Annotated in this window: 21 protein-coding genes; 6 read left to right on the top strand and 15 right to left on the bottom strand. The window is 64.0% G+C overall.

Annotated elements, in window-relative coordinates; translation table 11 throughout:
* Positions 1-15: 15 nt before the first annotated feature.
* A complete protein-coding gene (thiE, locus tag AC1Q6C_RS18205) occupies positions 16-711 on the top strand; it encodes a thiamine phosphate synthase (protein ID WP_003944422.1) in 696 nt (231 codons plus the stop codon).
* Between the two features lie 248 nt (positions 712-959).
* Complete coding sequence (locus AC1Q6C_RS18210; RefSeq protein WP_003944354.1) at positions 960-1,091, top strand: hypothetical protein; 132 nt, start codon at positions 960-962, stop codon at positions 1,089-1,091.
* 92 nt (positions 1,092-1,183) lie between these two features.
* On the opposite strand, the gene AC1Q6C_RS18215 is transcribed toward AC1Q6C_RS18210, so the two are convergent.
* On the bottom strand, positions 1,184-1,783 hold the full coding sequence (locus tag AC1Q6C_RS18215) for an NUDIX hydrolase (protein WP_042925897.1): 600 nt from the start codon (positions 1,781-1,783) through the stop codon (positions 1,184-1,186).
* Between the two features lie 158 nt (positions 1,784-1,941).
* Between AC1Q6C_RS18215 and AC1Q6C_RS18220 the strand changes: the two genes are divergently transcribed.
* The 3 genes from AC1Q6C_RS18220 to AC1Q6C_RS18230 are packed head-to-tail and all read left to right on the top strand — an operon-like array spanning position 1,942 to position 6,639.
* The gene (locus AC1Q6C_RS18220) at positions 1,942-3,303 is read left to right on the top strand and encodes a GlnX family signal transduction membrane protein (protein WP_042452116.1); all 1,362 of its coding nucleotides are present in this window, start codon (positions 1,942-1,944) and stop codon (positions 3,301-3,303) included.
* A 14-nt stretch (positions 3,304-3,317) separates the two neighbouring features.
* Positions 3,318-4,304, top strand: coding sequence for a glutamate ABC transporter substrate-binding protein (locus tag AC1Q6C_RS18225; RefSeq protein WP_003944406.1), 987 nt, complete (start codon positions 3,318-3,320; stop codon positions 4,302-4,304).
* 7 nt (positions 4,305-4,311) lie between these two features.
* Complete coding sequence (locus AC1Q6C_RS18230) at positions 4,312-6,639, top strand: serine/threonine-protein kinase (RefSeq protein WP_158170278.1); 2,328 nt, start codon at positions 4,312-4,314, stop codon at positions 6,637-6,639.
* Between the two features lie 33 nt (positions 6,640-6,672).
* Here the strand turns inward: AC1Q6C_RS18230 and AC1Q6C_RS18235 are convergent, their stop codons facing one another.
* The 6 genes from AC1Q6C_RS18235 to AC1Q6C_RS18260 form a co-directional block, all read right to left on the bottom strand.
* Positions 6,673-7,872, bottom strand: a complete 1,200-nt coding sequence (locus AC1Q6C_RS18235; RefSeq protein WP_054782160.1) for an acetate kinase — start codon at positions 7,870-7,872, stop codon at positions 6,673-6,675.
* Positions 7,869-9,953 (bottom strand): phosphate acetyltransferase, encoded by a 2,085-nt coding sequence (pta, locus tag AC1Q6C_RS18240; RefSeq protein WP_042452123.1) that lies wholly within the window; start codon positions 9,951-9,953, stop codon positions 7,869-7,871. The genes AC1Q6C_RS18235 and pta overlap by 4 nt, the downstream gene beginning before the upstream one ends.
* Positions 9,954-10,099: 146 nt before the next feature.
* Positions 10,100-11,113 carry a glucose-6-phosphate dehydrogenase (coenzyme-F420) gene (gene fgd / locus AC1Q6C_RS18245; RefSeq protein WP_003944371.1) on the bottom strand — a complete coding sequence of 338 codons (1,014 nt, stop codon included), beginning with the start codon at positions 11,111-11,113 and terminating at the stop codon, positions 10,100-10,102.
* A 95-nt stretch (positions 11,114-11,208) separates the two neighbouring features.
* The gene (locus AC1Q6C_RS18250) at positions 11,209-11,556 is read right to left on the bottom strand and encodes a YidH family protein (RefSeq protein WP_003944317.1); all 348 of its coding nucleotides are present in this window, start codon (positions 11,554-11,556) and stop codon (positions 11,209-11,211) included.
* Positions 11,553-12,026, bottom strand: coding sequence for an RDD family protein (locus tag AC1Q6C_RS18255; protein WP_003944375.1), 474 nt, complete (start codon positions 12,024-12,026; stop codon positions 11,553-11,555). Before AC1Q6C_RS18255 ends, AC1Q6C_RS18250 begins: the two co-directional genes overlap by 4 nt.
* Positions 12,026-12,760: a hypothetical protein gene (locus AC1Q6C_RS18260; RefSeq protein ID WP_003944326.1), complete on the bottom strand. Its 735-nt coding sequence runs from the start codon at positions 12,758-12,760 to the stop codon at positions 12,026-12,028. Before AC1Q6C_RS18260 ends, AC1Q6C_RS18255 begins: the two co-directional genes overlap by 1 nt.
* 115 nt (positions 12,761-12,875) lie before the next feature.
* Between AC1Q6C_RS18260 and AC1Q6C_RS18265 the strand changes: the two genes are divergently transcribed.
* Positions 12,876-13,817, top strand: a complete 942-nt coding sequence (locus tag AC1Q6C_RS18265) for an alpha/beta hydrolase (RefSeq protein ID WP_003944347.1) — start codon at positions 12,876-12,878, stop codon at positions 13,815-13,817.
* Between the two features lie 30 nt (positions 13,818-13,847).
* Here the strand turns inward: AC1Q6C_RS18265 and AC1Q6C_RS18270 are convergent, their stop codons facing one another.
* From AC1Q6C_RS18270 to AC1Q6C_RS18305, 8 genes are read right to left on the bottom strand one after another with little or no spacing between them, the layout of a single operon-like run.
* A complete protein-coding gene (locus AC1Q6C_RS18270; protein ID WP_230359605.1) occupies positions 13,848-14,345 on the bottom strand; it encodes a nucleoside deaminase in 498 nt (165 codons plus the stop codon).
* Positions 14,346-14,373: 28 nt separating this feature from the next.
* Positions 14,374-15,516 (bottom strand): LLM class flavin-dependent oxidoreductase, encoded by a 1,143-nt coding sequence (locus AC1Q6C_RS18275; RefSeq protein WP_208689773.1) that lies wholly within the window; start codon positions 15,514-15,516, stop codon positions 14,374-14,376.
* Positions 15,513-16,337, bottom strand: a complete 825-nt coding sequence (locus AC1Q6C_RS18280; RefSeq protein ID WP_042925888.1) for a DUF1684 domain-containing protein — start codon at positions 16,335-16,337, stop codon at positions 15,513-15,515. Before AC1Q6C_RS18280 ends, AC1Q6C_RS18275 begins: the two co-directional genes overlap by 4 nt.
* A complete protein-coding gene (locus AC1Q6C_RS18285; protein ID WP_042925886.1) occupies positions 16,334-17,704 on the bottom strand; it encodes an NtaA/DmoA family FMN-dependent monooxygenase in 1,371 nt (456 codons plus the stop codon). The genes AC1Q6C_RS18280 and AC1Q6C_RS18285 overlap by 4 nt, the downstream gene beginning before the upstream one ends.
* Positions 17,705-17,728: 24 nt before the next feature.
* Positions 17,729-18,847, bottom strand: coding sequence for an LLM class flavin-dependent oxidoreductase (locus AC1Q6C_RS18290; protein ID WP_230359604.1), 1,119 nt, complete (start codon positions 18,845-18,847; stop codon positions 17,729-17,731).
* Positions 18,834-20,456 carry a dipeptide ABC transporter ATP-binding protein gene (locus AC1Q6C_RS18295; RefSeq protein WP_230359603.1) on the bottom strand — a complete coding sequence of 541 codons (1,623 nt, stop codon included), beginning with the start codon at positions 20,454-20,456 and terminating at the stop codon, positions 18,834-18,836. Before AC1Q6C_RS18295 ends, AC1Q6C_RS18290 begins: the two co-directional genes overlap by 14 nt.
* The gene (locus AC1Q6C_RS18300) at positions 20,453-21,343 is read right to left on the bottom strand and encodes an ABC transporter permease (RefSeq protein ID WP_047269463.1); all 891 of its coding nucleotides are present in this window, start codon (positions 21,341-21,343) and stop codon (positions 20,453-20,455) included. The genes AC1Q6C_RS18295 and AC1Q6C_RS18300 overlap by 4 nt, the downstream gene beginning before the upstream one ends.
* Entirely contained in the window at positions 21,336-22,334 is a 999-nt protein-coding gene (locus tag AC1Q6C_RS18305) for an ABC transporter permease (protein ID WP_054186919.1), read from the bottom strand. Before AC1Q6C_RS18305 ends, AC1Q6C_RS18300 begins: the two co-directional genes overlap by 8 nt.
* Positions 22,335-22,336: the final 2 nt, after the last annotated feature.

A 22,336-nucleotide genomic window follows, 5' to 3' on the forward strand; every position in this document is an offset into this window, starting at 1 on the left:
GCTACCGTTTGCTCCGTGCACCCCACACATCCCAGTAACGACATCGACCGGCGCGAGCGCCTGGCAGCAGCACGGCTGTACCTGTGCACCGACGCGCGCCGCGAGAAAGGCGACCTCGCGCAGTTCGCCGAGGCAGCATTGTCCGGCGGAGTCGACATCATCCAATTGCGTGACAAAGGCTCTGCCGGTGAGCGCGAGTTCGGCCCGCTCGAGGCCAAGGACGAACTGGTGGCGCTGGGCATTCTCGCGACCGCAGCGCGACGCCACGGCGCATTGTTGGCCGTCAACGATCGCGCGGATCTCGCGATGGCTTCCGGCGCCGACATCCTCCACCTCGGCCAGAACGACATTCCCGTCCCCTACGCGCGAACCGTTGTCGGTGAAGACGTAGTCATCGGCCGTTCGACGAGCAGTCGCGCGCAGGCGAGTCTGGCCGCCATCGAAGAGGGCGTCGACTACTTCTGTACCGGGCCGGTCTGGGCGACACCGACCAAACCGAATCGAAGTGCGTCCGGTTTGGAACTGGTTCGATCGACCGCCGACGCCGCACCGCCGCGGCCCTGGTTCGCGATCGGCGGCATCGACGAGGAACGTCTGCCAGAGCTGCTCGACGCCGGCGCCACGCGCATCGTCGTCGTGCGTGCAATCACGCAAGCATCGGATCCCCAGGCGGCCGCGCAACGCCTCGCCGCAGCCGTCGCTGGGCGCTGAAAGCCGGTAACTGGCGTTCGTCAAGTGTTTGCCGGGCGATTTCCGCACAGTTACGGGTCAGCACGCCTGACTCGAATTATGAACGGAAGTTGTCCGATCAGACAACAAACTCCCAGTTCCTAGGTGCGATTGGATGTCCGAAAAGTCGGATTAAGTGATCTTGCTCACAGTTGCTTCGATTGCGTGTCACATCCCATTCGGTTTGTTGTAGTTTACCTCCAGTTACTAACTGAACCTAGGAGCACTAAATGGGATCCCTCGACACCGGCTCGCTCAGCACCGAATCGCTCGAAGACCTGAACCTCGGCAAGATCAGCGAGCTGCTCAAGCTCGGTATCACCGCGGTCAGCTTCATCACGGCGCTGAACTCGCTCAGCTGAGCCTCGTTTCGGTCGACGACCGAAACACCGAAGGGCCGGACTCCCGCGGAGTCCGGCCCTTCTGCTGTGTATGAACTGTGAAGACTCGAGTGCTACGACTGCGTACTCGACGCCTCGGACAGGTTCTGGTCACTGCCTGACTGCTCACTGCCTTGGTGGGAACTACCCGACAACCATCCGAATCCGCCGTCCTCGAGCACGACGGTGTGCGGATCGCCGTCCACGGCCACAACAGGCTCGGTCCGGAGGTCGGGCCATGAGGAACCGAAGCCCGGATGCAGCGGCAGTGAGTCGACGTCGGCTTCGCGTACCCACCGCAACTCGGTGCTCTCACCATTGGCAACCGTCGACAGTGGATGCGCCGCGTCAGCCACGACGGTGGTGTAAGTCCACCCGCTCTCGGCGCGCATCGTCACTACTTCCCCGCGGACACGGACGGCGTCCTCGGCGATACCTGCTTCTTCGTGTGCTTCCCGGACGGCAGCGTGCGTCGTGCTCTCGTGTGAGTCCCGCGCACCGCCGGGCAGTGCCCACGTTCCGCCCTGATGGCTCCACGCCGCACGATGCTGCAGCAAGACCATGGGTGATCCGTCCGAATCGGGGGCACGAAGAAGCAGTCCTGCAGCTCCGTGTTTACCCCAATGCCGAGTACCGTCCGATCCGATGGACCAACCGTCACCGTCACCACGCATCGACTACCTCGCTCCGCCTGCTCTCGCCGTTGTCCCACACTAACCGTTTCAAACTGCTCCAGGTGTAGGTGATGCTTATATGCTCGCGAAGATGCCCTGAATCATTTCTCGGCGGCATCATTTCTCGGTAGCCCGCCTACAGCGAAGTGAGGTGCTCGATGGTCGACCGTGTCGTCCCGTCCATCGAACCCCGGTCGCTGCCGCCCTCCGAGGCCACATCAGTGTCGGCGGAGGACGAGCAGGCACTTCTGCGGCGCGAACTGCAGGCCTTCATGTCCTCGACGCCTGGCCGGTTGACCGTCGTCGGACTGATCCTGATCGCGATCACTTTGATCGCCGGACTCCTCGCCACCGCAGCGATCGAGAATCGCCAGGCGAACCTCGACCTCCTCCTCGTCGAAACCGAGCCTCTCGCCAACTCGGCCCAGAATCTCTACAGTGCGTTGTCCTTGGCAGACGCCGCCGCGGCCACCGCCTTCATCTCCGGCGGCCTCGAACCCGCCGAAGTCCGCGACCGATACACGCAGTCGATCGGTGAGGCCTCTGCGGAGATCGTCCAGGCGTCGGCCGGTCTCGACTCGACTGATCTTGCCGGTCACAGCGCGTTGACCACTATCTCGACCGACCTCTCCGTCTACACCGGGCTGGTCGAAACTGCACGGGCGAACAATCGCGTCGGAAACCCGGTCGGGGCAGCATATTTGAGCGAGGCCTCCCAGTTGATGCAGACCTCGCTGCTGCCGATGGCCCAGCAACTGCACGCCTCGCAGGAGACGCTGGTCTCACAAGTACAGCGCGATTTCGAGACTCCACCGTGGTGGCCGATCGTGGCGTTCGTCTTCGTGCTGTGCGCGCTGGTGGCGACACAGATGTACTTCTCCCGCAAGAGTCGCCGACGCTTCAATCTCGGGTTGATCCTTGCCTCGCTGGCGGTCGCTGCAGCTCTGCTGTGGCTGCTCACGGTCGGACTGGTCTCCGCACTGGCCACCGGGCGCGCGCTCGACGCCGGGGCCGAGCCACTGCACGAACTGACCGAGGCACGAATCATGGCGCAGCAAGCACGCACCGTGGAAACCCTCACGCTGGCGAGGCGGGATTCGACCGCCGAGGACAACGTGACGTTCACCCGCAAGGTCGATGCTCTGCGGGACATCCTCGAGGGCCTGCAAAGCGACGAACGCGCCCGAGTGAACAGCGAAGTGCTGACCGCCGCACTCGACTCGCGCCAGCAGTGGGTGGCTGCGCACACGCGCATGTACGACCGTCTCGGAAACGGCGACTTCACGTCCGCCGCAGCCATCACCATCGGCGCCGGAGAACAGGATTCGGCCGCGGAGTACGGAAAGCTCGATCACGAACTCTGGCAGGGAATCGTGGATTCGCGCACGAATCTTCGGTCCGACGTCTCGTACGCCTCCCGGGTGTTGGCTGCCTCCGCACCGGGCATGTCTGTATTGGCAGTTCTCGGAGTTGCCGGAATCTTCATCGGATTCTGGCCTCGACTGCGGGAGTATCAGTGACGGGAGTACCGGTGATGCGGAGGAAGAGCCCGGCCGTATGTGTCGCGGTTCTGGCAGCGGCCATGCTGGTGCTCGCCGGTTGCGGTGCGGATCGAGCCGAAGACTTGGACAACGCAGGCGCCACGTCGTACACGGAACCGCCGCTGCCGGCCGAGGCCACCATCGCTCCCAGCCCGACACCGACGACTACCGCGTCGTGCACCAACCTCACCGCGAGCCTGCGGCCCACCCCCGCAGACGCATCTCCGCAGCCACCCACGCCGAGCCTCGACGCCATCCGCGCCCGCGGGCGGCTGATCGTGGGCCTGGACACCGGTTCCAACCTCATGAGCTTTCGCGATCCGGCCACCGGGCGCCTCGAGGGTTTCGACGTGGACATCGCCCGCGAAATCGCCCGAGATCTGCTCGGTGACCCGGAGAAGATCGAGTACCGAATCCTGACGTCGGACGATCGGATCGCCGCGCTCCAGGAATCGATGGTCGACGTGGTCGTCAAGACCATGACCATCACGTGCGAGCGGCGCGAGAAGGTCGACTTCTCGACGCAGTACTTCTCCGCTGAACAACGAATTCAGGTCTTGCAGGGGTCATCCGTCCGCGGCATCGACGACCTCGCAGGCAAGCGGGTCTGCGCTGCCCGGGGAACGACCTCGGCGACTCGAATCCAGCAACTCCAACCCGAAGCCACCGTCGTCACCGTCCCGATGTGGTCCGACTGCCTCGTCGTCCTCCAGCAGGGGCAGGTGGACGCGATCAGCACCGACGACACGATCCTCGCGGGCCTCGCCTCGCAAGACCCGTATCTGATGATGGTCGGTGGCTCACTGGGCGTCGAACCGTACGGAATCGGAGTGAACAAGGACAACCCCGACTTGGTCCGATTCGTCAACGGAACACTGGATCGGATCCGGAGCGACGGGACCTGGAACCGTATCTACGACCGCTGGCTCAGCGTCCTCGGTCCTTCGCCCGGTCCCCCGCCGGCCGTCTACCGGGATTGAGGCTGACATGACCGAAGAAACCGGCCCCGAGCCCGACGCCACGCAGGCTTCCATGCGTCCCGAACCCGAAGCCACCGGCGCCTACGAGCGGCCCGAGCCCGAAGCCACGGGCGCCTACGAGCGTCTCGAACCGACCTCGGCCCAGATACGAGCAACCACGCCGTCCGCGTCCTCCTCCCCTACCGGCCGCTCCACTCGATCCCGCCGCAGCCGGTCGGGGCGAAAGCTGCGCCTCGGCGGCGGCCTGGTCGAGGTTCCCCCCGTCCCGCAGATCGACCCCGCATCTGCGGTGATGAGTGACCCGACCGTCCCCGAGCGGAAACGCTTCTGTTGGAAATGCAACGAACCAGTCGGTCGTAAGAGCGCAAGCACCAAGGCAACTCAGCACGGCACCTGCCCCAAGTGCGGTTCCACTTTCGACTTCCGCCCACTTCTCGAAGAGGGCGAATTGGTGTCCGGCCAGTACGAGGTTCAAGGGCCCATCGCGCACGGCGGCCTGGGATGGATCTACCTCGCGATCGATCGCAATGTCAGCGACAGGTGGGTAGTTCTCAAGGGGCTCTTGCATTTCGGTGATTCCGAAGCGCAAGCCGTTGCGGTGGCCGAGCGTCAGTTCCTCGCCGAGGTCGCCAACCCCAGCATCGTCAAGATCTTCAACTTCGTCGAGCATCCGCGCCCGGACGGCACACCCATGGGGTACATCGTCATGGAGTACGTGGGTGGGCGATCATTGCGCGAGGTGCTGGCCGAATTCCCGGACGGCAAGCACATGCCGATCGAGCAGGCAATCGGCTATGTACTGGAAATCCTTCCGGCGCTGAGCTATCTGCATTCCACCGGCCTGGCCTACAACGACCTCAAACCCGAGAACGTGATGGTCACCGAGGATCAGTTGAAGCTGATCGATCTCGGCGCCGTGTCCGGAATCGAAGACTACGGGTACCTGTACGGTACCGCCGGCTATCAAGCACCCGAGATCATCGAGACCGGTCCGACCATCGCCTCCGACATCTTCACCGTTGGAAGAACACTCGCGGTTCTCACCCTCGACATGCCTTCGAAGCACGGACGGTACCTCGACGGCCTTCCCGAACCCGAGGACGAGCCACTACTGCGCGACCACGAGTTCTTTCACCGTCTACTGCTACGCGCTACCGACCCGGATCCGAAGAAGCGATTCCAGTCCGCCGAGGAAATCGCGGGACAACTCACCGGCGTTCTGCGAGAAATCCTCGCCGAGCAGACCGGGCAGGAGAATCCCGGACTCTCGCTCGTGTTCAGCAGGCAGCGAACGTCTTTCGGCACCGATGAACTGGTCGGGCAAACCGATGTGTACGTGGACGGTGTCAGCCACGACGCCGCTCTCGATCCGCGCGAAGTTGCGCACGCACTTCCCATTCCGTTGGTCGACCCCACCGATCCCAGCGCGCCGTTGCTGGCGGCAGCGGTGCACAGCGAACCGTCGCAGACCCTCGATGCGTTGAAACACGCCCGCGAGAACGGAATCGACCGAACATCGGGCACACCGGCGGCCGCCGTCTCGGGCGAAGTTCGACTGGCCGAGGCCAAAGCTCATCTCGATCTCGGTGATCCGGAAACCGCACTGACAGTTCTGGGCGAACTCCAGCAGAACATCGGGGACCACTGGAAGATCGAGTGGTATCGAGGACTTGCTGCGTTACAACTGGACCGATTCGAGCCCGCTTTCAGTCACTTCGAGACAGTTCTCACCGCACTGCCCGGCGAGGCTGCACCCAAGCTGGCGTTGGCAGCGACGGCAGAACTGATTCTCCAGCACTGGGAGAGCGACGACCCAGACCAATGGTGCCGCTTCTCCGAGAAGTACTACCGCACCGTCTGGCGGACCGAACGGAACTACGTCAGCGCAGCATTCGGGCTCGCCCGACAACTCGCCGATCACGGCAACAAGAAGGCAGCCATCGCCGCCCTCGACGAAGTACCCACGTCTTCCCGGCACTACAACGTCGCACGGATGTCCAGCGCTCTGACGATGCTGTCCGGCGTTCCGATCGCCGAACTCGACGAATCGACTCTGCGGGAAGCCGCCCGTCGTGTTCGGGCGCTGCCTGCTGAAGAGAGCCGAAGCCTGCAGATGCGAACCCTGGTGTTGGGCACGGCACTCGATTGGATTCGCTACGGCAATCGCTCGCACACCGAACTCGAACCCATCCTCGACCTGCCCTTCACCGAGCAAGGTCTGCGCACCGGAGCCGAAGCCTGCCTTCGAGCCCTCGCTCGCGCCACGACCTCCCGCACGCACCGCTACGCCCTCGTGGACCGGGCGAATGCGGTGCGTCCGCGCAGCAATTTCTGACGGACGCCCCGAGGTTTACAGTGCTGCAGAAACCTACAGTGCGGCCACCAAAGCCTTCGCCGCGCGGGCGATCGCCAACTCCTCGTTGGTGGGGACCACCAGCACCTCGACGGCTGACGTGGATGCGGAGATACGACGCTCGTCGCGACTCTTCGCCTCGTTGAGAGCCGGATCGACCTCGATACCGAGACGGGAAAGCCCGGCCAGGCTGTCGCGTCGTACGTCGATGTTGTTCTCCCCGACGCCACCGGTGAAGGTGATGACGTCGACGCCACCGAGTTGAACGATGAAGGCACCGATGTACTTACGGAGCATGTGCACGTAAACGTCGTACGCAAGTTGTGCGTCTTGGTCGCCGCCCTCGATCAGTGCGAGCAAGGCACGGAAATCGTTGACTCCCGACAGTCCCTTCAAACCGGAGCGCCGGTTGAGGAGGTCGTCGATCTCGTCGACCTTCATTCCCGAGTTGCGGTTGAGGTGCAAGATGATGCCTGGATCGATGTCGCCGCTGCGGGTGCCCATGACAAGACCCTCGAGCGGGGTGAGGCCCATCGTGGTGTCGATGGCCTTGCCGCCCTTGATTGCCGAGGCCGAAGCGCCGTTTCCGAGGTGCAGGACTATCTGATTCAGCTCGGCCGGATCCTTGCCGAGGAACTCCGCGACCCGTCCAGACACGTATTCGTGTGAGGTCCCGTGGAAGCCGTACCGGCGAATCTGGTTGGCCTTGGCCACATCCCGATCGATCGCATAGGTGGACGCCGCCGCGGGCAGTGTGTGAAAGAAGGCGGTGTCGAACACTGCTACGTGCGGAACGTCTGGCAGTTCTTCGCGCGCCACCTCGATACCGATCACGTTGGCCGGATTGTGCAGCGGCGCAAGGTTCGACAAATCCGCGATGGCTTTCACGACGCCGTCGTCGATGAGAGTCGGCGAATAGAAGATGTCACCACCGTGCACGACTCGGTGACCGACTGCGATGATTCCGGCCTCACTCAGCGGCCGCCCGACCTCGGCGACGATGTCGAGCACCATCTTCAGACCTGCGCGGTGATCGGCGATCGGAAGGCTCCGGTCTTCGACTCCGGTGCGGTGGTTGTAGACGATGTGGCCGTCGGGCTCACCGATGCGCTCGATGAGACCGTGCGCCACCGATTCCGCCGTATCCGGATGCACGAGTTGAAATTTGATGGATGACGAGCCGGAATTGATGACCAGTACGGTGCCGTCGCTCACGCTTGCGCTCCCTGTGCCTGTATTGCCGTGATAGCCACGGTGTTGACGATGTCCTGGACCAACGCCCCACGCGAGAGGTCGTTGACCGGCTTGTTCAGTCCCTGCAGAACCGGCCCGACGGCGATAGCACCGGCGCTACGCTGCACTGCCTTGTACGTGTTGTTGCCGGTGTTCAGGTCCGGGAACACGAACACCGTTGCTTTGCCCGCCACCAGCGAATCCGGCATCTTCTTGTCGGCGACACTCTGCTCGACGGCGGCGTCGTACTGAATGGGCCCTTCCACCAACAGATCCGGTCGACGCTCGCGCACCAAAGCGGTCGCGGTGCGAACCTTGTCGACGTCGGCTCCGCTGCCCGAATCCCCGGTGGAGTAAGAGAGCATCGCGATGCGCGGATCGATCCCGAACTGCGACGCCGTCTGTGCGGACGAGATCGCGATGTCCGCCAACTGCTCCGACGTCGGGTCCGGAACCACGGCGCAGTCACCGTAGGAGAGAACGCGGTCGGCCAGGCACATCAGGAAGATGCTCGAGACCGTCGAGACACCGGGGGCGGTCTTGATGATCTCGAACGAGGGTCGAATCGTGTGAGCGGTGGTGTGTGCAGCGCCGGACACCATGCCGTCGGCAATTCCCAAGTGCACCATCATCGTTCCGAAGTACGAGATGTCGGCGATCACCTCGCGGGCCCGCTCGATGGTCATGCCCTTGTGAGCACGCAGCGCGGTGTATTCCTGTGCGAAGCGCTCGGTGTACTCGGACTGCGCGGGTGCGAGTACCTGCGCGCCACTGATGTCGACGCCGAGTTCCGCTGCGCGTCGACGCACACTGGGTTCGTCACCGAGGATCGTCAGGTCGGCAACCTGGCGCTGCAGCAACCGGCCGGCCGCGCGCAGGATCCGGTCGTCGTCACCCTCAGGCAGGACGATGTGCTTGCGATCGCGTCGAGCGCGGTCGATCAGCTTGTACTCGAACATCTGTGGGGTCACGACGGACGGGATCGGCAGTGCCAGTCGGTCCATCAGGACGTCGGCGTCGACGCGCTGTTCCATCAAGCTCAACGCGGTGTCGACCTTGCGCTGCGAACCGACTGCCACGCGTCCGCGGGTTTGGGCTGCGGCGCTTGCGGTGTCGAAGGTACCGAGGGTTGTCGTCAGGATCGGAAGACGCTGTTTGAGGCCGGCCATCAACGCTGCGATGGCCGGGTGCGGTGTGATCCCGCCATTCATGATGATGCCCGCGAGCGACGGAAATCCTTCCGCCTCATGTGCATTGAGCAATGCGAGCAGAACGTCCGAGCGATCGCCCGGTGCGATGACGACCATGCCCTCGACCAGACGCTCGAGGATGTGCTCGGCGGTCATGCCGCCCACCATCACCTTCAGCGCTTCGCGGTGCAGCAGTTCCGGGTCACCCGAATACAACTCGCCGCCGGTGGCCTCCATCAACTCGGCCATCGTGGGCGAGACGAGCAACGGAATCTCCGGCAGGCTCCACGTCGGAACACCGATGTCGGACAGCGCTGCGGTGACCTCGTCGAGCTTGTCGGGATCGCAACGATTGGCGACGACGGCGAGCAGATGAGCGTGGTTGGCGGCCAACTCGGCGGCACACAGATGCGCGAGCTGGGCGACCTCCTCGACACTGCGCCGAGCGCCGCGTACCGCCAGCAGAACCGGCGCGCCGAGGTTCACGGCGATGCGGGCGTTGAAGCTCAGCTCGCTCGGGCTTGCTACGTCGGTGTAGTCACTTCCGATGATGACGACGGCGTCGCACTGCTCGGCCACGGTGTGGTACTTCGCGACGATGTCGGCCAGCGCGGCTTCAGGATCGGCGTGAACCTGCTCGTAGGTGACGCCGAGTGCGTCGGCGTAGGAGAGATCGGCGGTGGTGTGCTCGAGCAGCAGTTCGAGGATGTAGTCGGTTTCCTCGGTAGAGCGGGCGATCGGGCGGAAGACACCGACCCGGGCGACGGTCGCGCACAGCATCTGCAGCACGCCAAGCGCGATGGTGGATTTTCCGGTGTCACCTTCAGGAGAGGCAACGTAGACACTCGACACGGCAGCGGGCGCTTCTGGCATGCCCAACAGCCTAGTGTGGGCCGCCGCCCACCTTGCCACTGATCGTGGTCACGCTCACGCTCGTGCCGACAACCGGCGGCTACGAGAAAGACGAACGGTGCCTGCCACACGTCGAGTGGCAGACACCGTTCAGTTGATCTCGAGGATCAGCCCAGAGCACGCAAGCGAGGCGCGAGGTCACGCTCGAACAGTTCGAGGAACCGGCGCTGATCATGGCCCGGTGCGTGGAACACCAGGTGATTGAGACCGGCATCGACGTAGGCCTTGACCTGCTCGACGGCGTCGTCCGGATCGGAAGCGACGATCCAGCGCTTGGCCACCTGCTCGATGGGCAGAGCGTCGGCAGCGGCTTCCATTTCGATCGGATCCTCGATGCTGTGCTTCTGCTCCGGCGTCAGGGACAGCGGAGCCCAGAAGCGGGTGTTCTCGAGTGCAGCCTCCGGATCGGTGTCGTAGCTGATCTTGATCTCGATCATCTTGTCGATGTCGGCGACGTCGCGCTCGGCCTTGGCTGCGCCCTCGGCAACGGCTGGAAGCAGCTTCTCGGTGTAGAGCTCCATGCCCTTTCCGGAGGTGCAGATGAAGCCGTCACCGGCACGTCCCGCGTACCGGGCGACAACGGGTCCGCCGGCCGCGATGTAAACGGGAATGCCACCCTCGGGAACGTCGTAGATCGACGCGCCACGAGTGGTGAAGTACTCGCCTTCGAAGTCGACACGATCCCCCAGCCACAGCTCACGCATCAACCGCACGGACTCACGCAGCCGCGCGAAGCGTTCCTTGAACTCGGGCCACTCGCCCTGGAAGCCGGTGGCGATCTCGTTGAGAGCCTCACCGCTGCCGACGCCGAGCATGATGCGTCCCGGGTAGAGACATCCCATCGTCGCGAACGCCTGAGCGATGACTGCCGGGTTGTAGCGGAACGTCGGCGTCATCACGGACGTGCCGATCTGCACGCGCTCGGTGCGCTCACCGACGGCGGTCATCCAGGCGAGCGAGAACGGTGCGTGGCCACCGTTGTGGCGCCACGGCTGGAAATGATCGCTCACCGCAACGGAATCCATGCCGTGCTGCTCTGCCAGAACTGCCAGCTCTACCAGTTCGCGAGGGCCGAATTGCTCAGCCGATGCCTTGTATCCGAGCTTGAGTTCCTGCGCCACCGTGCACTCCCTTGTCGTCTGTTTCGTTTACTTCTCTGACATGCTTCACGTTCTTTGCAGACTATCCAGACACCGCTGGGACTTCTCTGCGTATCTCAGCGAGCGAGGCTGGTGACCACCGTTGCCACGCCGGCTGCGACGGCAACCCCGGCCAGTGCCAGTGCAAACAGCCACAATGCGTGCGGTTCCGGCATCGCCGCTCCGTCCTCGAGCGCCTTCTTCACCTGTAGCCAGCGTCGCATACCTACCAGTGCGGCCGCCGCCGCGAGTGCGATCAGGGTCAGACCGAGAGTCGTGCGAACCCACCCTGTACTCCATTCCGGTACCAACTGGACGACGGCGATGCCTCCGGCCAGCAGGGCGAGTGAGCTACGCATCCAGGCGAGGAAGGTGCGCTCGCTGGCAAGGGTGAAGCGCTCGTCCGGGCGGTTCGGTTCACTCATGCGTGCTCACCTCCGTGCGGTGCCACCAGATCCGGGTCCTGACGCCAGTCGTAGACGACCTCGGTGCGCAGAACGATGTCCTGCAACGAACGTCGTCGTCGATCGACCGCCGACCACAGCAATCCGAAGGCGAAGAGCACGCAGAGCACCGCACGGATGAAGGCCAACGGCCAGCGCACGAGGCGATGCCCGGACGTGATCACCCGCAGCCCCATCACGAGGGACCCGACGGTCCGACCGGTGGTCGCCCAGCAGGCGGTCAGATACGCCACCGAGACACCGAGAAATGCCGTCGTGGACAGGAAGATTCCCGGTTCCGAGAAAGTGAAACTCTGTGGCGAGAAGAGCAGTCGGACGAAGGCGAAGCCCACGTACACGGAACCCATCAGGAGCAGGACGACGCCCAGGTCGATCAGTCCGGCGAGTCCACGGGTGACGATGCCGGCTGGGCCGGAACTCTCCTGGGCCACTAGCGTTCGCCTGCGTTCGTCTTCGGATCGGTCTCTGTCGACGGTTTTTCTGGTGACGGTTTATCTGATGACGGTGCGTTGTCGCGGCCGAAGAGTCGCCCGACGAAGCCGGCGACAGCGTCGTCCGCCTGCATGCCCTGCACTCGAGCTCCGTGCACGGCTTCCGTGGAGAGTGAACCGGTCGATTCACGAATCATCTGGGGCAGGTCGACGCCCTCGATGACCTGGTCGGCGATCTTGACGAGGTCGATGCGGTTGACCTGGCGTTCGAGGTCGACCGTGTCGACTATCCCGTCGAGATCGAGGCGATCGATCACCGCTTTGACGTCGAGGCGGCTTGCGATCTCGTCCACGTCGACCCGGTCGATGATCGGTTCGAGCGAGACCCGTTCGGCAATCTTGTCCACGTCGATGTTCTCGGCGATCTTGTCGATGTCCACGTGGTCGACGACGATCTTGGTGATGTCGACTTCGGACAGAGCAGCGTCGACGACAGCTTTGATCACCGTCCGCAAGGTCGAGTCGGCGAACTCCACGGTCGAGTGCATCGCTTCCGTGCCGCGAGTGGTGACCTGGGTGATCGCGCCGTCGAGTGCGTCACCGACGACAGGGATCCGCTGCACGGAATCAAGTGCGAGACCAGCGGTTCTGCGCGCCGCACCAGCCGTGATCGCGGCCAGCCCGAAGGCCAGCCGAATCACGTCGGATTCGGGGTGGTGCGACTGCGATCCCACGCAATTGTCTCCATCTTCTTATACGACTGTTACCCGGACATTCGTCACTCCTCTTCGCATTGTGCCACTGTTGGAAGGCACAAATACGCTGTCCGGCTTGCGCCTGGGGGGAAATATGAAGACACGTCGTTTCACGGTTCGGCTGACGATGGCGGTGGCCATGGCCGCCGGCTTTCTCGGCCTCAGCGCGCCGACCGCGAGTGCGGATTCCGTGGTCAGTCGCATCGACGTCTACTCCCCCTCGATGGACCGCTGGATCGCCAACGACGTGATTTCGCCGGCCGGAGGAGGCCCGGCCCCGACCTTCTATCTGTTGACCGGTGTCGGCGGCGGCGAGGACGGGATCTCGTGGTTCAACAACACCGGAGTTCGTGACTTCTTCGACGACAAACACGTCAACGTGGTCATGCCGGTCGGCGGCAAGTTCAGCATGTACACCGACTGGAACGCCGACGATCCGGTGCTGGGCCGTAACAAGTGGCAGACGTATCTCACCAAGGAACTACCGGCGGCGGTCAACGCTCGGTACAACACGACCGGTGTCAACGCACTCGGCGGTGTGTCGATGGCCGGCGGACCGGTTCTGGACCTCGCGATCCAGTCGCCGGGCACCTACCGCGCAGTCGGCTCGTACAGCGGCTGTCCGCGCGCCGGCGACCCGCTCGGCCAGGCAGCGGTGCGCTCGATGGTCGAGATACTCGGCGGCGGCAACGCGGCCAACATGTGGGGGCCGTGGGGTAGCCCGCAGTGGGCGGCGCACGACCCGTTGATCAACGCCGAGAAACTGCGTGGCACAGCGCTGTTCATCTCGACCGGCAACGGCCTCCCCGGCCCGGTGGACGGAATCAACTCGCTGGCGATGGCCGCCGGCGTCGTTCCCGGCGCGGTCCTCGAAGGCATCACCAACATGTGCACCGCTGCCCTGCAGGGGCGATTCGGTCAGCTCGGCATTCCCGCGACGTTCAGCTTCCGACCCGAAGGCACCCACACCTGGGGGCTCTTCGAAGCCGACATGCGCGCGTCGTGGCCGATGATCGCGGGCGCTATCGGGGCGTGAGCCTCACGGCCCTCCTTACAAGCCATGGCGTCAGGTGAGACTGCGCGCCCAGTCCCGCATCCCGGCGGGGCCAGTGCCGGTGGCGTATTCAGCGAACAGATTTCGCGCTTCGTCACGGCTGATGCCGCCGAGGACTTCACGCGGCTTACAGAAAAACGGAAGTTCCACAGGCGGCGCCCACAGCTGCACGAGTTCCGCCGCACCGTCGTTCGGGGATTCGAGAGCGAACCACACCCGGGTCACGCCGAGCGTGATCGCGGCACCCATACACATGAGACATGGTTCGAGATTGACCGCCAATGTCAATTCACCGGACGCTCGAGTGAATCCGAGAGCCTCGTCGGCCTGCAAGAGCGCTTGAAGGTCCGCATGGACTACCCGTCGGCCGAGTGCCCGTTCTTGCGTATACGCCCGCCCGAGCACACGGTCGTCGTCGAACACGACTGCGCCGATCGGCATCTCCCCGAGCTCCATGCCCTCACGCGCTACGTCAAGAGCAACCGCAAGGGCATCTCGAGGTGAAAACATCACTCGACACTAATGGACCAAGGCAAACTCACGCTGCCAGTAGTGCGGGTAGTCCCCATTCCTTGGCAAGCAGCTCGTACGAGCGCAGACGATCCTCGTGCCGATGGGTCACCCCGGTGATTACCAATTCGTCCGCTCCGGTGAGCTTCTGCAAACTGTCGAGCCTGTCGGCGACGGTAGACGGTGAACCGACGAACTGCGTGATCAGCCGATCCTCCACCACTGCTTTGTCGGCGTCGGAAAGTGGGAGCGCTGTCGCGGGATCGGGGTACGGGATGGCGCCGTGTCCGCTGCGAATGCTGTGCGTCCAGTGCCCGAACGTAGACGCCAACCCTCTCGCCGTCGCATCGTCTTCCGCAGCAACAACATCCGCGGAGACGACGACATACGGCTCCGACAGAACTGCCGACGGTCGGAATGCTGCACGGTATGCCTCGACGGCATCGAGCGTACTCGAGGGCGCCACATGGTAATTCGCACCGAACGGCAATCCGAGTCGTCCGGCGAGCTCGGCACTGGGGCCCGCACTGCTTCCGAACACCCACAGTTCGACGTCGGCATTCTCGCCGGGACTGGCGTGCAATTCGATGCCGTCGCGGGTTCTGTAGGTACCGTTCAGGAGCGAGCGTATGTCGTCGACCTGCTGCTTGAAATCGGGCGCCTGCGCGCCCGGAAACGCCAATGCCTCGAACGACGCCTGCAACCGCGGTGACGTGAGAAGACCGGTTGGATCGAAGGGTGCCGGGATCACGACGCCGTCGCGTACGACGTTCTCTCGCTTCGATTCTGGCGGCGCAGGCGTTCCGGCAGCGACGGCGCGAAGTGCCTCCACCCGACGCTGTCCGCTGCGCCCGATACCGAGATCGATACGACCCGGATACAACGCTTCGACGGTACCGAAGGCCTCGACCACCTGAGCCGCCGTGTTGTTGCCCAGCAGCACGGCGGCCGAGCCGACGCGAATGGTGTTGGTGGCGGCCGCGATCAGCCCGACAAGCACTGCTGGCGACGAAGAGGCAACGCCGACGAAGTGGTGTTCGGCGACCCAGTAACGCTTGTATCCCCACGCTTCGGCAGAACGAGCGAGGTCCAGCGAGTTCCGCAAAGCCTGGCGGGCCGTTCCGCCCTCACTGATCGGCGAGAGGTCGAGTACGGACAGCGGCGCGCTCACCTCGGTCCGCTTTCGGAGCGGGTGTCCGGTGTCTTCTCGCCGGCTTCCACCGCGAACGCCAGGCGGTTCTCGGCGGGGGCCACCGGGCACGTCGCGTAATCGGTGAACGCGCAGGGCAGGTTCGACGCCCGATTGAAATCGAGGACTACCGCGCCACCGGGTTCAGGTGCGCTCACGTGCAGCGAGCGTGCGGCCGGGTAGGTGGACACACCACTGGTCGCGTCGGTGAACAGGATGTGAAAGCCGTTGTCCTTGCCCGCGAACGCAATCAGCGTATACGTTGCACCGTCGTGTTCGAAGCTGATGGTTCCTAGGGCGTCGTGATGATGCTCGAGGCGCTCGACGACCGCGCCCGTCGTCACCGTGCGAGCCTCCTCGAAAGCTGTGAATACACCCTCGATGCGCCACTGCGGGTTCGGCTCGAAGGTCGGGATACCACTGAACTGCGCCAATGCCGGGGCCGACGAATCGTGGATCCGCAGAGCCACCTCGCCGGTGCGGCGGATGACCTCGACCAACCGTGCGCCCTGCTTGACGATCAGTCCCGGCGCCCCCTCGATCGGATTCAGAGTGGCCGAACCGTCCACGGCGACGCCGTCGATCGATAAGTCGTCTGCGGGCGTCGCGGTGACGACAACGGCATTCGCGTCGGCGCGCCATGCACCGGGCAGGTCCGCGAAGGTGGAATCGGTGTCCACCAGCCAATGCAACGCAGTCAGGCTCAGCCAGCCGAGGGGTTCGCCGAAGGTGGCGTCGCGCGAGGCGTGCCAGGCATTCCAATCGCCGGTGAAGGTACTGGTGGAAGTGTCGGTAACGGTCATGATGCGCGGACTCCTTCAGCCTGCTCGTGCGGGTGGCGCAGCCCGAGATGGCTGCGCAGGGTGGTTCCTGAGTACTCGGTCCGGAAACTGCCGCGGTCCTGAAGTTCCGGTACGACGGTGTCGATGAACTCGTCGAGGCCCGCGGGGGTGATGTGGGGAACGAGGATGAATCCGTCGCTTGCGTCGCCCTGGACGTAGCTGTCGATCTCGGCAGCGACCTCGGCGGCGCTACCCACGAACTGTTGGCGGGCAGTCACTTCGATGATGAGTTCACGGATGCTGAGGTTTTCGGCCTCGGCCTTGGCACGCCACTGATCTGCGACCGCTCGTGGATCCTTGACGTGGCGGACGCGTCCACGGGTGATGTTGACGTCGTCCGACGGATCTTCCTTCGGCAACGGGCCGTCGGCGTCGTACTGGGAAAGGTCTCTGCCCCAAACCTGTTCGAGAAAAGCGATGGCAGTCTGGGGTCCGACCTGCTGCCGCCGGATGTGATATGCCTTCTCCTGTGCGTCCGCGGCGTTGTCACCGAGGACGAAGGTGGCGGCGGGGAGAATCTTGAGGTCTGCGTGCGTGCGTCCGTACTTGGCCAAGCGTCCCTTCACGTCGGCGTAGAACGCCTTGCCTGCTTCGAGCGTTCCGTGCCCGGTGAAGATGGCATCGGCCTTGGCCGCGCCGAACTCGCGTCCTTCGTCGGAGTCACCGGCCTGCAACAGAACTGGGTGCCCCTGCGGACTCCGTGGAACTTCGAAGCGTCCGGCGATGTCGAACTGCTTACCGGAGTGCTGGAACTGGCCGACCTGCTGGTCGGTGGCGAAAACACCGCGCTCACGGTCGACGATCGGACGGTCGACGCTCCAACTGTCCCACAGCGTCCGTACTGCGTCGACCAACTCGTTGGCGCGTGCATACCGCTCGGAATGCTCCAGATAGCCACCGCGGCGGAAGTTCTCGCCGGTGAAGGCGTCCGAGGAGGTGACCAGGTTCCAGGCGGCGCGGCCGTCGGAGAGATGATCGAGCGTCGAGAACTGCTTGGCCAACTCGTACGGTTCGTTGAACGTGGTGTTGATCGTCCCGGCCAGGCCGAGATGCGTTGTCACACCGGCAACCGCATTGAGAATGCTGAAGGTGTCCGGGCGACCGACTACGTCGAGGTCGTGAATTTTGCCCTGATGCTCGCGTAGGCGCAAACCCTCTGCGAGGAAGAAGAAGTCGAACAATCCGCGTTCGGCACTGCGGGCGAGATGCTCGAACGAGCTGAACTCGATCTGACTCTTGGACGCCGGATCGGTCCACACCGTGGTGTTGTTCACGCCGGGAAAGTGAGCGCCCAGATGGACTTGCTTGCGAATCCTGTTCTGTGTCATCGGTGTTCCTGTTCTCTACTCGCGCTACGCGAACTGATTGACGGGCAACTGGAAGCCCAACCGCTCGCGCAGCGTCGGGGCGGTACTCGGTCGCGGATTGAGAGTTGGCACTACGTCCGTCGCGATCTTCTCCACGGCGGCGGCCAGCGCCAGTGGACGCAGAACCACACCGTCGATCCCGGCGAGCCCACCGATCTCACGCAGCAGCGCAGTCAAACCCGCGCTGTCACCGCGATAGAACAGCGAGTGCGGGGCATACGGCGCTCCCGCCCATTCCTCGAGTTCCGCCAAAGCGTCGTCGGCGGCTCCGCGATCAGCGCCGAGAAGCACGTCGACGTCGAGGAGAACCCTGACGCTGCGCCCGAGGGCAGCGGCATTCGCGTGGACCAGCTTGGCCGTGGCGTTGGCCACGCCGAGGTCGGTTGCCGAGATCCGAATCAGATCTCCGCGCGCAACAGCGAGCTCGCGTGCCTCCGGCCTGCTCGCGTCGACGGCGATCAGCGGCTGCCCCTGCGGGGAGCGCGGCGTGATGGACGGCCCTTTGACGGAAAAGTTCTTTCCCTCGAAGTCGATGTAGTGCAGCTTGTCTCGATCGATGAATCGTCCGCTCGCAGCGTCCCGTATCTCGGCGTCGTCCTCCCAGCTGTCCCACAGCCGACTGACCACCTCGACAGCCTCGGACGCTTCCTCCCACGCGGACTCGGGGCCCTGCACTGCCTTTCGGCCGAACAACGACGCCTGCTCAGCGGTGTCGGACACCGCGACCTGCCAGCCGGCCCGCCCCGCTGAGGAGTAGTCGATACTCGCGACGGCCTTGGAGATGTGGAACGGCTCGGTGTGCGTGACTGTCGCGGTGGGGATCAGGCCGATACGCGAGGTCACAGCACTCAGCCGCGCCGCAGTTGCAACCGCCTCCAATCTGCCCCGCACTGCGTGCTGGCCCTCGGATTGCAGTCCGAACGAGTCGGGGAGGAACGCCAGATCCACCCCACCCCGATCCGCGGCGGTCACCAGGTCCACCCAGTACGAGGGCGTGAACAGATCTTCGGCGCGCGAATCCTCGCGTCGCCAGGAGTACGGATGAGCTCCGGTTCCCTCGAATTCGAGGCCGACCAGGAATGCTCCGGAACTACGCTCGGACATGTTCGGCCTTTCGTGTCGAATGATCCCGCCCGGGGATCGCGTCGAGAAGTGTGCGTGTGTACTCGTTTCGGGGATTGTCGAAAATCTCGGTGGTAGTGCCGATTTCGAGCAATCGCCCGGCCTGCATGACGCCGACGACGTCGCTGATCTGGCGAACAACCGCAAGATCGTGGGAGATGAAGAGATAGGTCAGGCCCAGTTCGCGCTGCAACTCGTCGAGTAGCGCCAGAATCTGCGCTTGCACCGAGACGTCGAGAGCGGACACAGGTTCGTCGAGAACGAGCAGGTCCGGCTTCAACGCGAGCGCACGAGCGATCGCCACCCGTTGACGCTGGCCGCCCGAGAGTTCGGCCGGTTTGCGGCTCAGAAACTGCTCGGGAAGTGCAACCTGATCGAGCAACTCTGCCGCACGAGTCTGCTGCTGGCTGCGTCCACCAACCTTGAAGGCCCGCAGCGGCTCCGCAACGATGTCCTGGACCGACAATTTCGGGTCGAGGGATGCATAGGGGTTCTGATACACGAGCTGGATCCTTCGGCGCAGCTCACGCAGGTCGCTGCCCTTGACCTTCGTGATGTCCTGGCCGTCGAAGGTGATGGTGCCTGCGTCCGCCTGCTCCAATCGCACGACAATGCGTGCGGTGGTCGACTTGCCGGAGCCCGACTCCCCCACCAGCGACACCGTCTGACCCCTCGGAACGGTCAGCGATACCTCGTTCACCGCGGTGATCGAACTCCCGTGTCCGACGTTGAAACGCTTGGTGATTCCGGTCAACGTCAGCAGCGGGCTCGTATCCTGACGGACCGGCCGATCGACCGGTCCCGAGGACAGGCTCGGCGCAGAGCTCAGAAGTTTCTTCGTGTACTCGTCTCGCGGGTTGTCCAGAATATCCGCGGTGCGGCCGGATTCGACGATCCTGCCGCCCTGCATCACCAGGATCCGGTCCGCGCGGTCTGCGGCCACACCCAGGTCGTGCGTGATCAGGAGCACGGCGGCACCGGATTCGGCGATTCGCTCGTCCAAGTGGTCGAGGATGCGTCGTTGAACCGTGACGTCCAGAGCACTGGTCGGCTCGTCGGCGATGACGAGGGCCGGGTTCGCGACAAGCGCGATACCGATCAGAACTCGTTGCCGCATACCGCCGGAGAGCTCGTGTGGGTACTGGCGTGCTCGGATTTCCGGCCGGTCGATACCCGCACGCACGAGCACCTCGACGGCGTCCAACCGGGCTTTGCGGCGGTCTGCGAGGCCGTGGATCCGCAGGACTTCTGCAACCTGGTCGCCGATCCGGGTCACCGGGTTGAGCGAGGTCGTCGGATCCTGCGGCACCAAACCGATACGCGCGCCGCGGATTCGCTGCCACGCACGGTCGGAATACGAGTCGATCTGTTCACCCTCGAACTCGACGGTCCCGCCGGTGACGTGGCCACTGCCGGCGAGCAGACCCAATATCGCGTGGGCCGTGGTCGACTTACCGGAACCCGATTCCCCGACCACCGCAACTACTTCGCCCCGACCGACGGTGAAGCTCACGCCGGATACCGCGGGCTCGGCGCCGTAGGCGATCTGTAAGTCGGTGACGGAAAGCAACTGTTCCTCGGTCGTGCTCATCGCCGGTTGTTCCTTTCGATCTCGTGGCCGATACGGTGTGCCGAGATGACCACGGCGACAATCGCGAGACCGGGAAGTGTGGTCATCCACCAGGCATTGGCGAGGAAATTACGTCCCTCGGATACCAGCGATCCCCATTCCGGGGTAGGCGGAACGGCGCCGAATCCCAAGAAGCTCAGAGCCGACACCGCCAGTACTGCCTGCCCGAACTCGACAGCGGACAGCGCGACCACCGGCGCGTAGGAGTTGGGAAGCACGTGCCGACGCAGGACACCGAGCCACCGCACACCCGAACCGAACGCGGCCTCGACGTACTGAGCGCCGCGCACCCGCATCACTTCGGCACGCATCACTCGCGCAAAGTTCGCGACCATGCTGACGCCGACCGCGATGGCGACGTTGATGGTGCCGAAGCCGAGTGCGGTCACCAGTGCCAACGAGAGCAGCAGCGCCGGAATGGACAGCAGCACGTCGACGATACGCATCAGCACGGCGTCGACGACGCCACCGACAAAGCCCGCGAGCAAACCGATTATCGATCCCGCCACCAATGCGATTCCGACCGCCACCAAGGTTGCGGTCAGGGACAGCGCGGCGCCGTGCACGAACCGTGTGTACAGGTCACGTCCGAGATTGTCGGTTCCGAACCAGTGAGCCAGGCTCGGGCCCTGCAGTTTGTCCGCCGGGACACCGGACAACGGATCGCCGCTGGCAAAGAATCCGGGTGCGACGGCAAAGCCGATGGCAAGCAACACGATCAACACCGGAATCACCAAGCCGGGCTTTCGGATCCAGCCGATGGCCGTGGACTTTCGGCGCGAAACAACAGGTGCCTTCGCCTCGACGCTCGGATCGAGGAGTAGGGGTTCGATCAATGTGTCAGACATGAGCCGGCTCCAGATCGGTCGAGCTTTCGGTATTCGACTTTTCGGTGTGACTCTTCTTCGTCTGGATGATCCGTGGATCTATCAAGGGGTAGAAGAGGTCGACCGCGAGGTTGACGAGCACGAACACCAGAGAGGCGAACACAACGACTCCCTGCACCACCGGGATGTCCTGCGCCATCACCGACGTCTGTGTCAGACGGCCGACGCCCGCGCGGGAGAACACCGTTTCCACAACCACCGAGCCCGCCAGCAGCGTGCCGACCAGCACACCGGCAATGGTGAATGCCGGAATGCTCGCCAGTCGCAACGCGTGACGGGTCTGCACGCGCCAACGGCTTGCGCCCTTGGCGTACGCAGTCTCCACGTGCGGCGAACGTAGCGTCGACTGCAGGCTGGTCGTGAGCACCTGCGCGATCACCGCGCCGGTCGGGATCGCCAAGGTGATCGCCGGAAGAATCACCGTTGCGAATCCCTTGTCTCCGAATGCCGGGAAGATGTGCAGACGGAACGAGAAGAGTTGCAGAAGAATCAGGCCCACCCAGAAAGTGGGCACTGCCACACCCAGCGGCGGCAGCGAGAACAACAGGTTCGCGAGCCACCGCCTGCGGGTGTAGGTAGCGAAGAACGCGATCGCCACTCCGAACAACACGGCCAGAACCAAAGCGGTGGTTGCCAAGACCAGAGTGCTCGGCAGCGCCGAGAAGATGGCATCCGTCACCGACTGACCGGTGGAGATGGACGTTCCGAAATCGCCGCGAAGAGCATTCGTCAGCGATGTCCAGTACTGCACCCACACCGACTGGTCCAAGCCGTACCGTGCCCGAAGCTGATCGAGCGCAGCCTGATCCACTGCAACACCCTGACCGGACGAGTCGGCAGCCATGCTGACGGGATCACTGGGCAGGAGGAACAGAATCACGAACGAGATGGTGAAGGCGGCCCACAGAACCACTGCGGCCTGGCCCAGTCGGGTGAGTACGTATCGAGTCATGA

This window comes from Rhodococcus sp. MT28 (genome assembly GCF_058792695.1).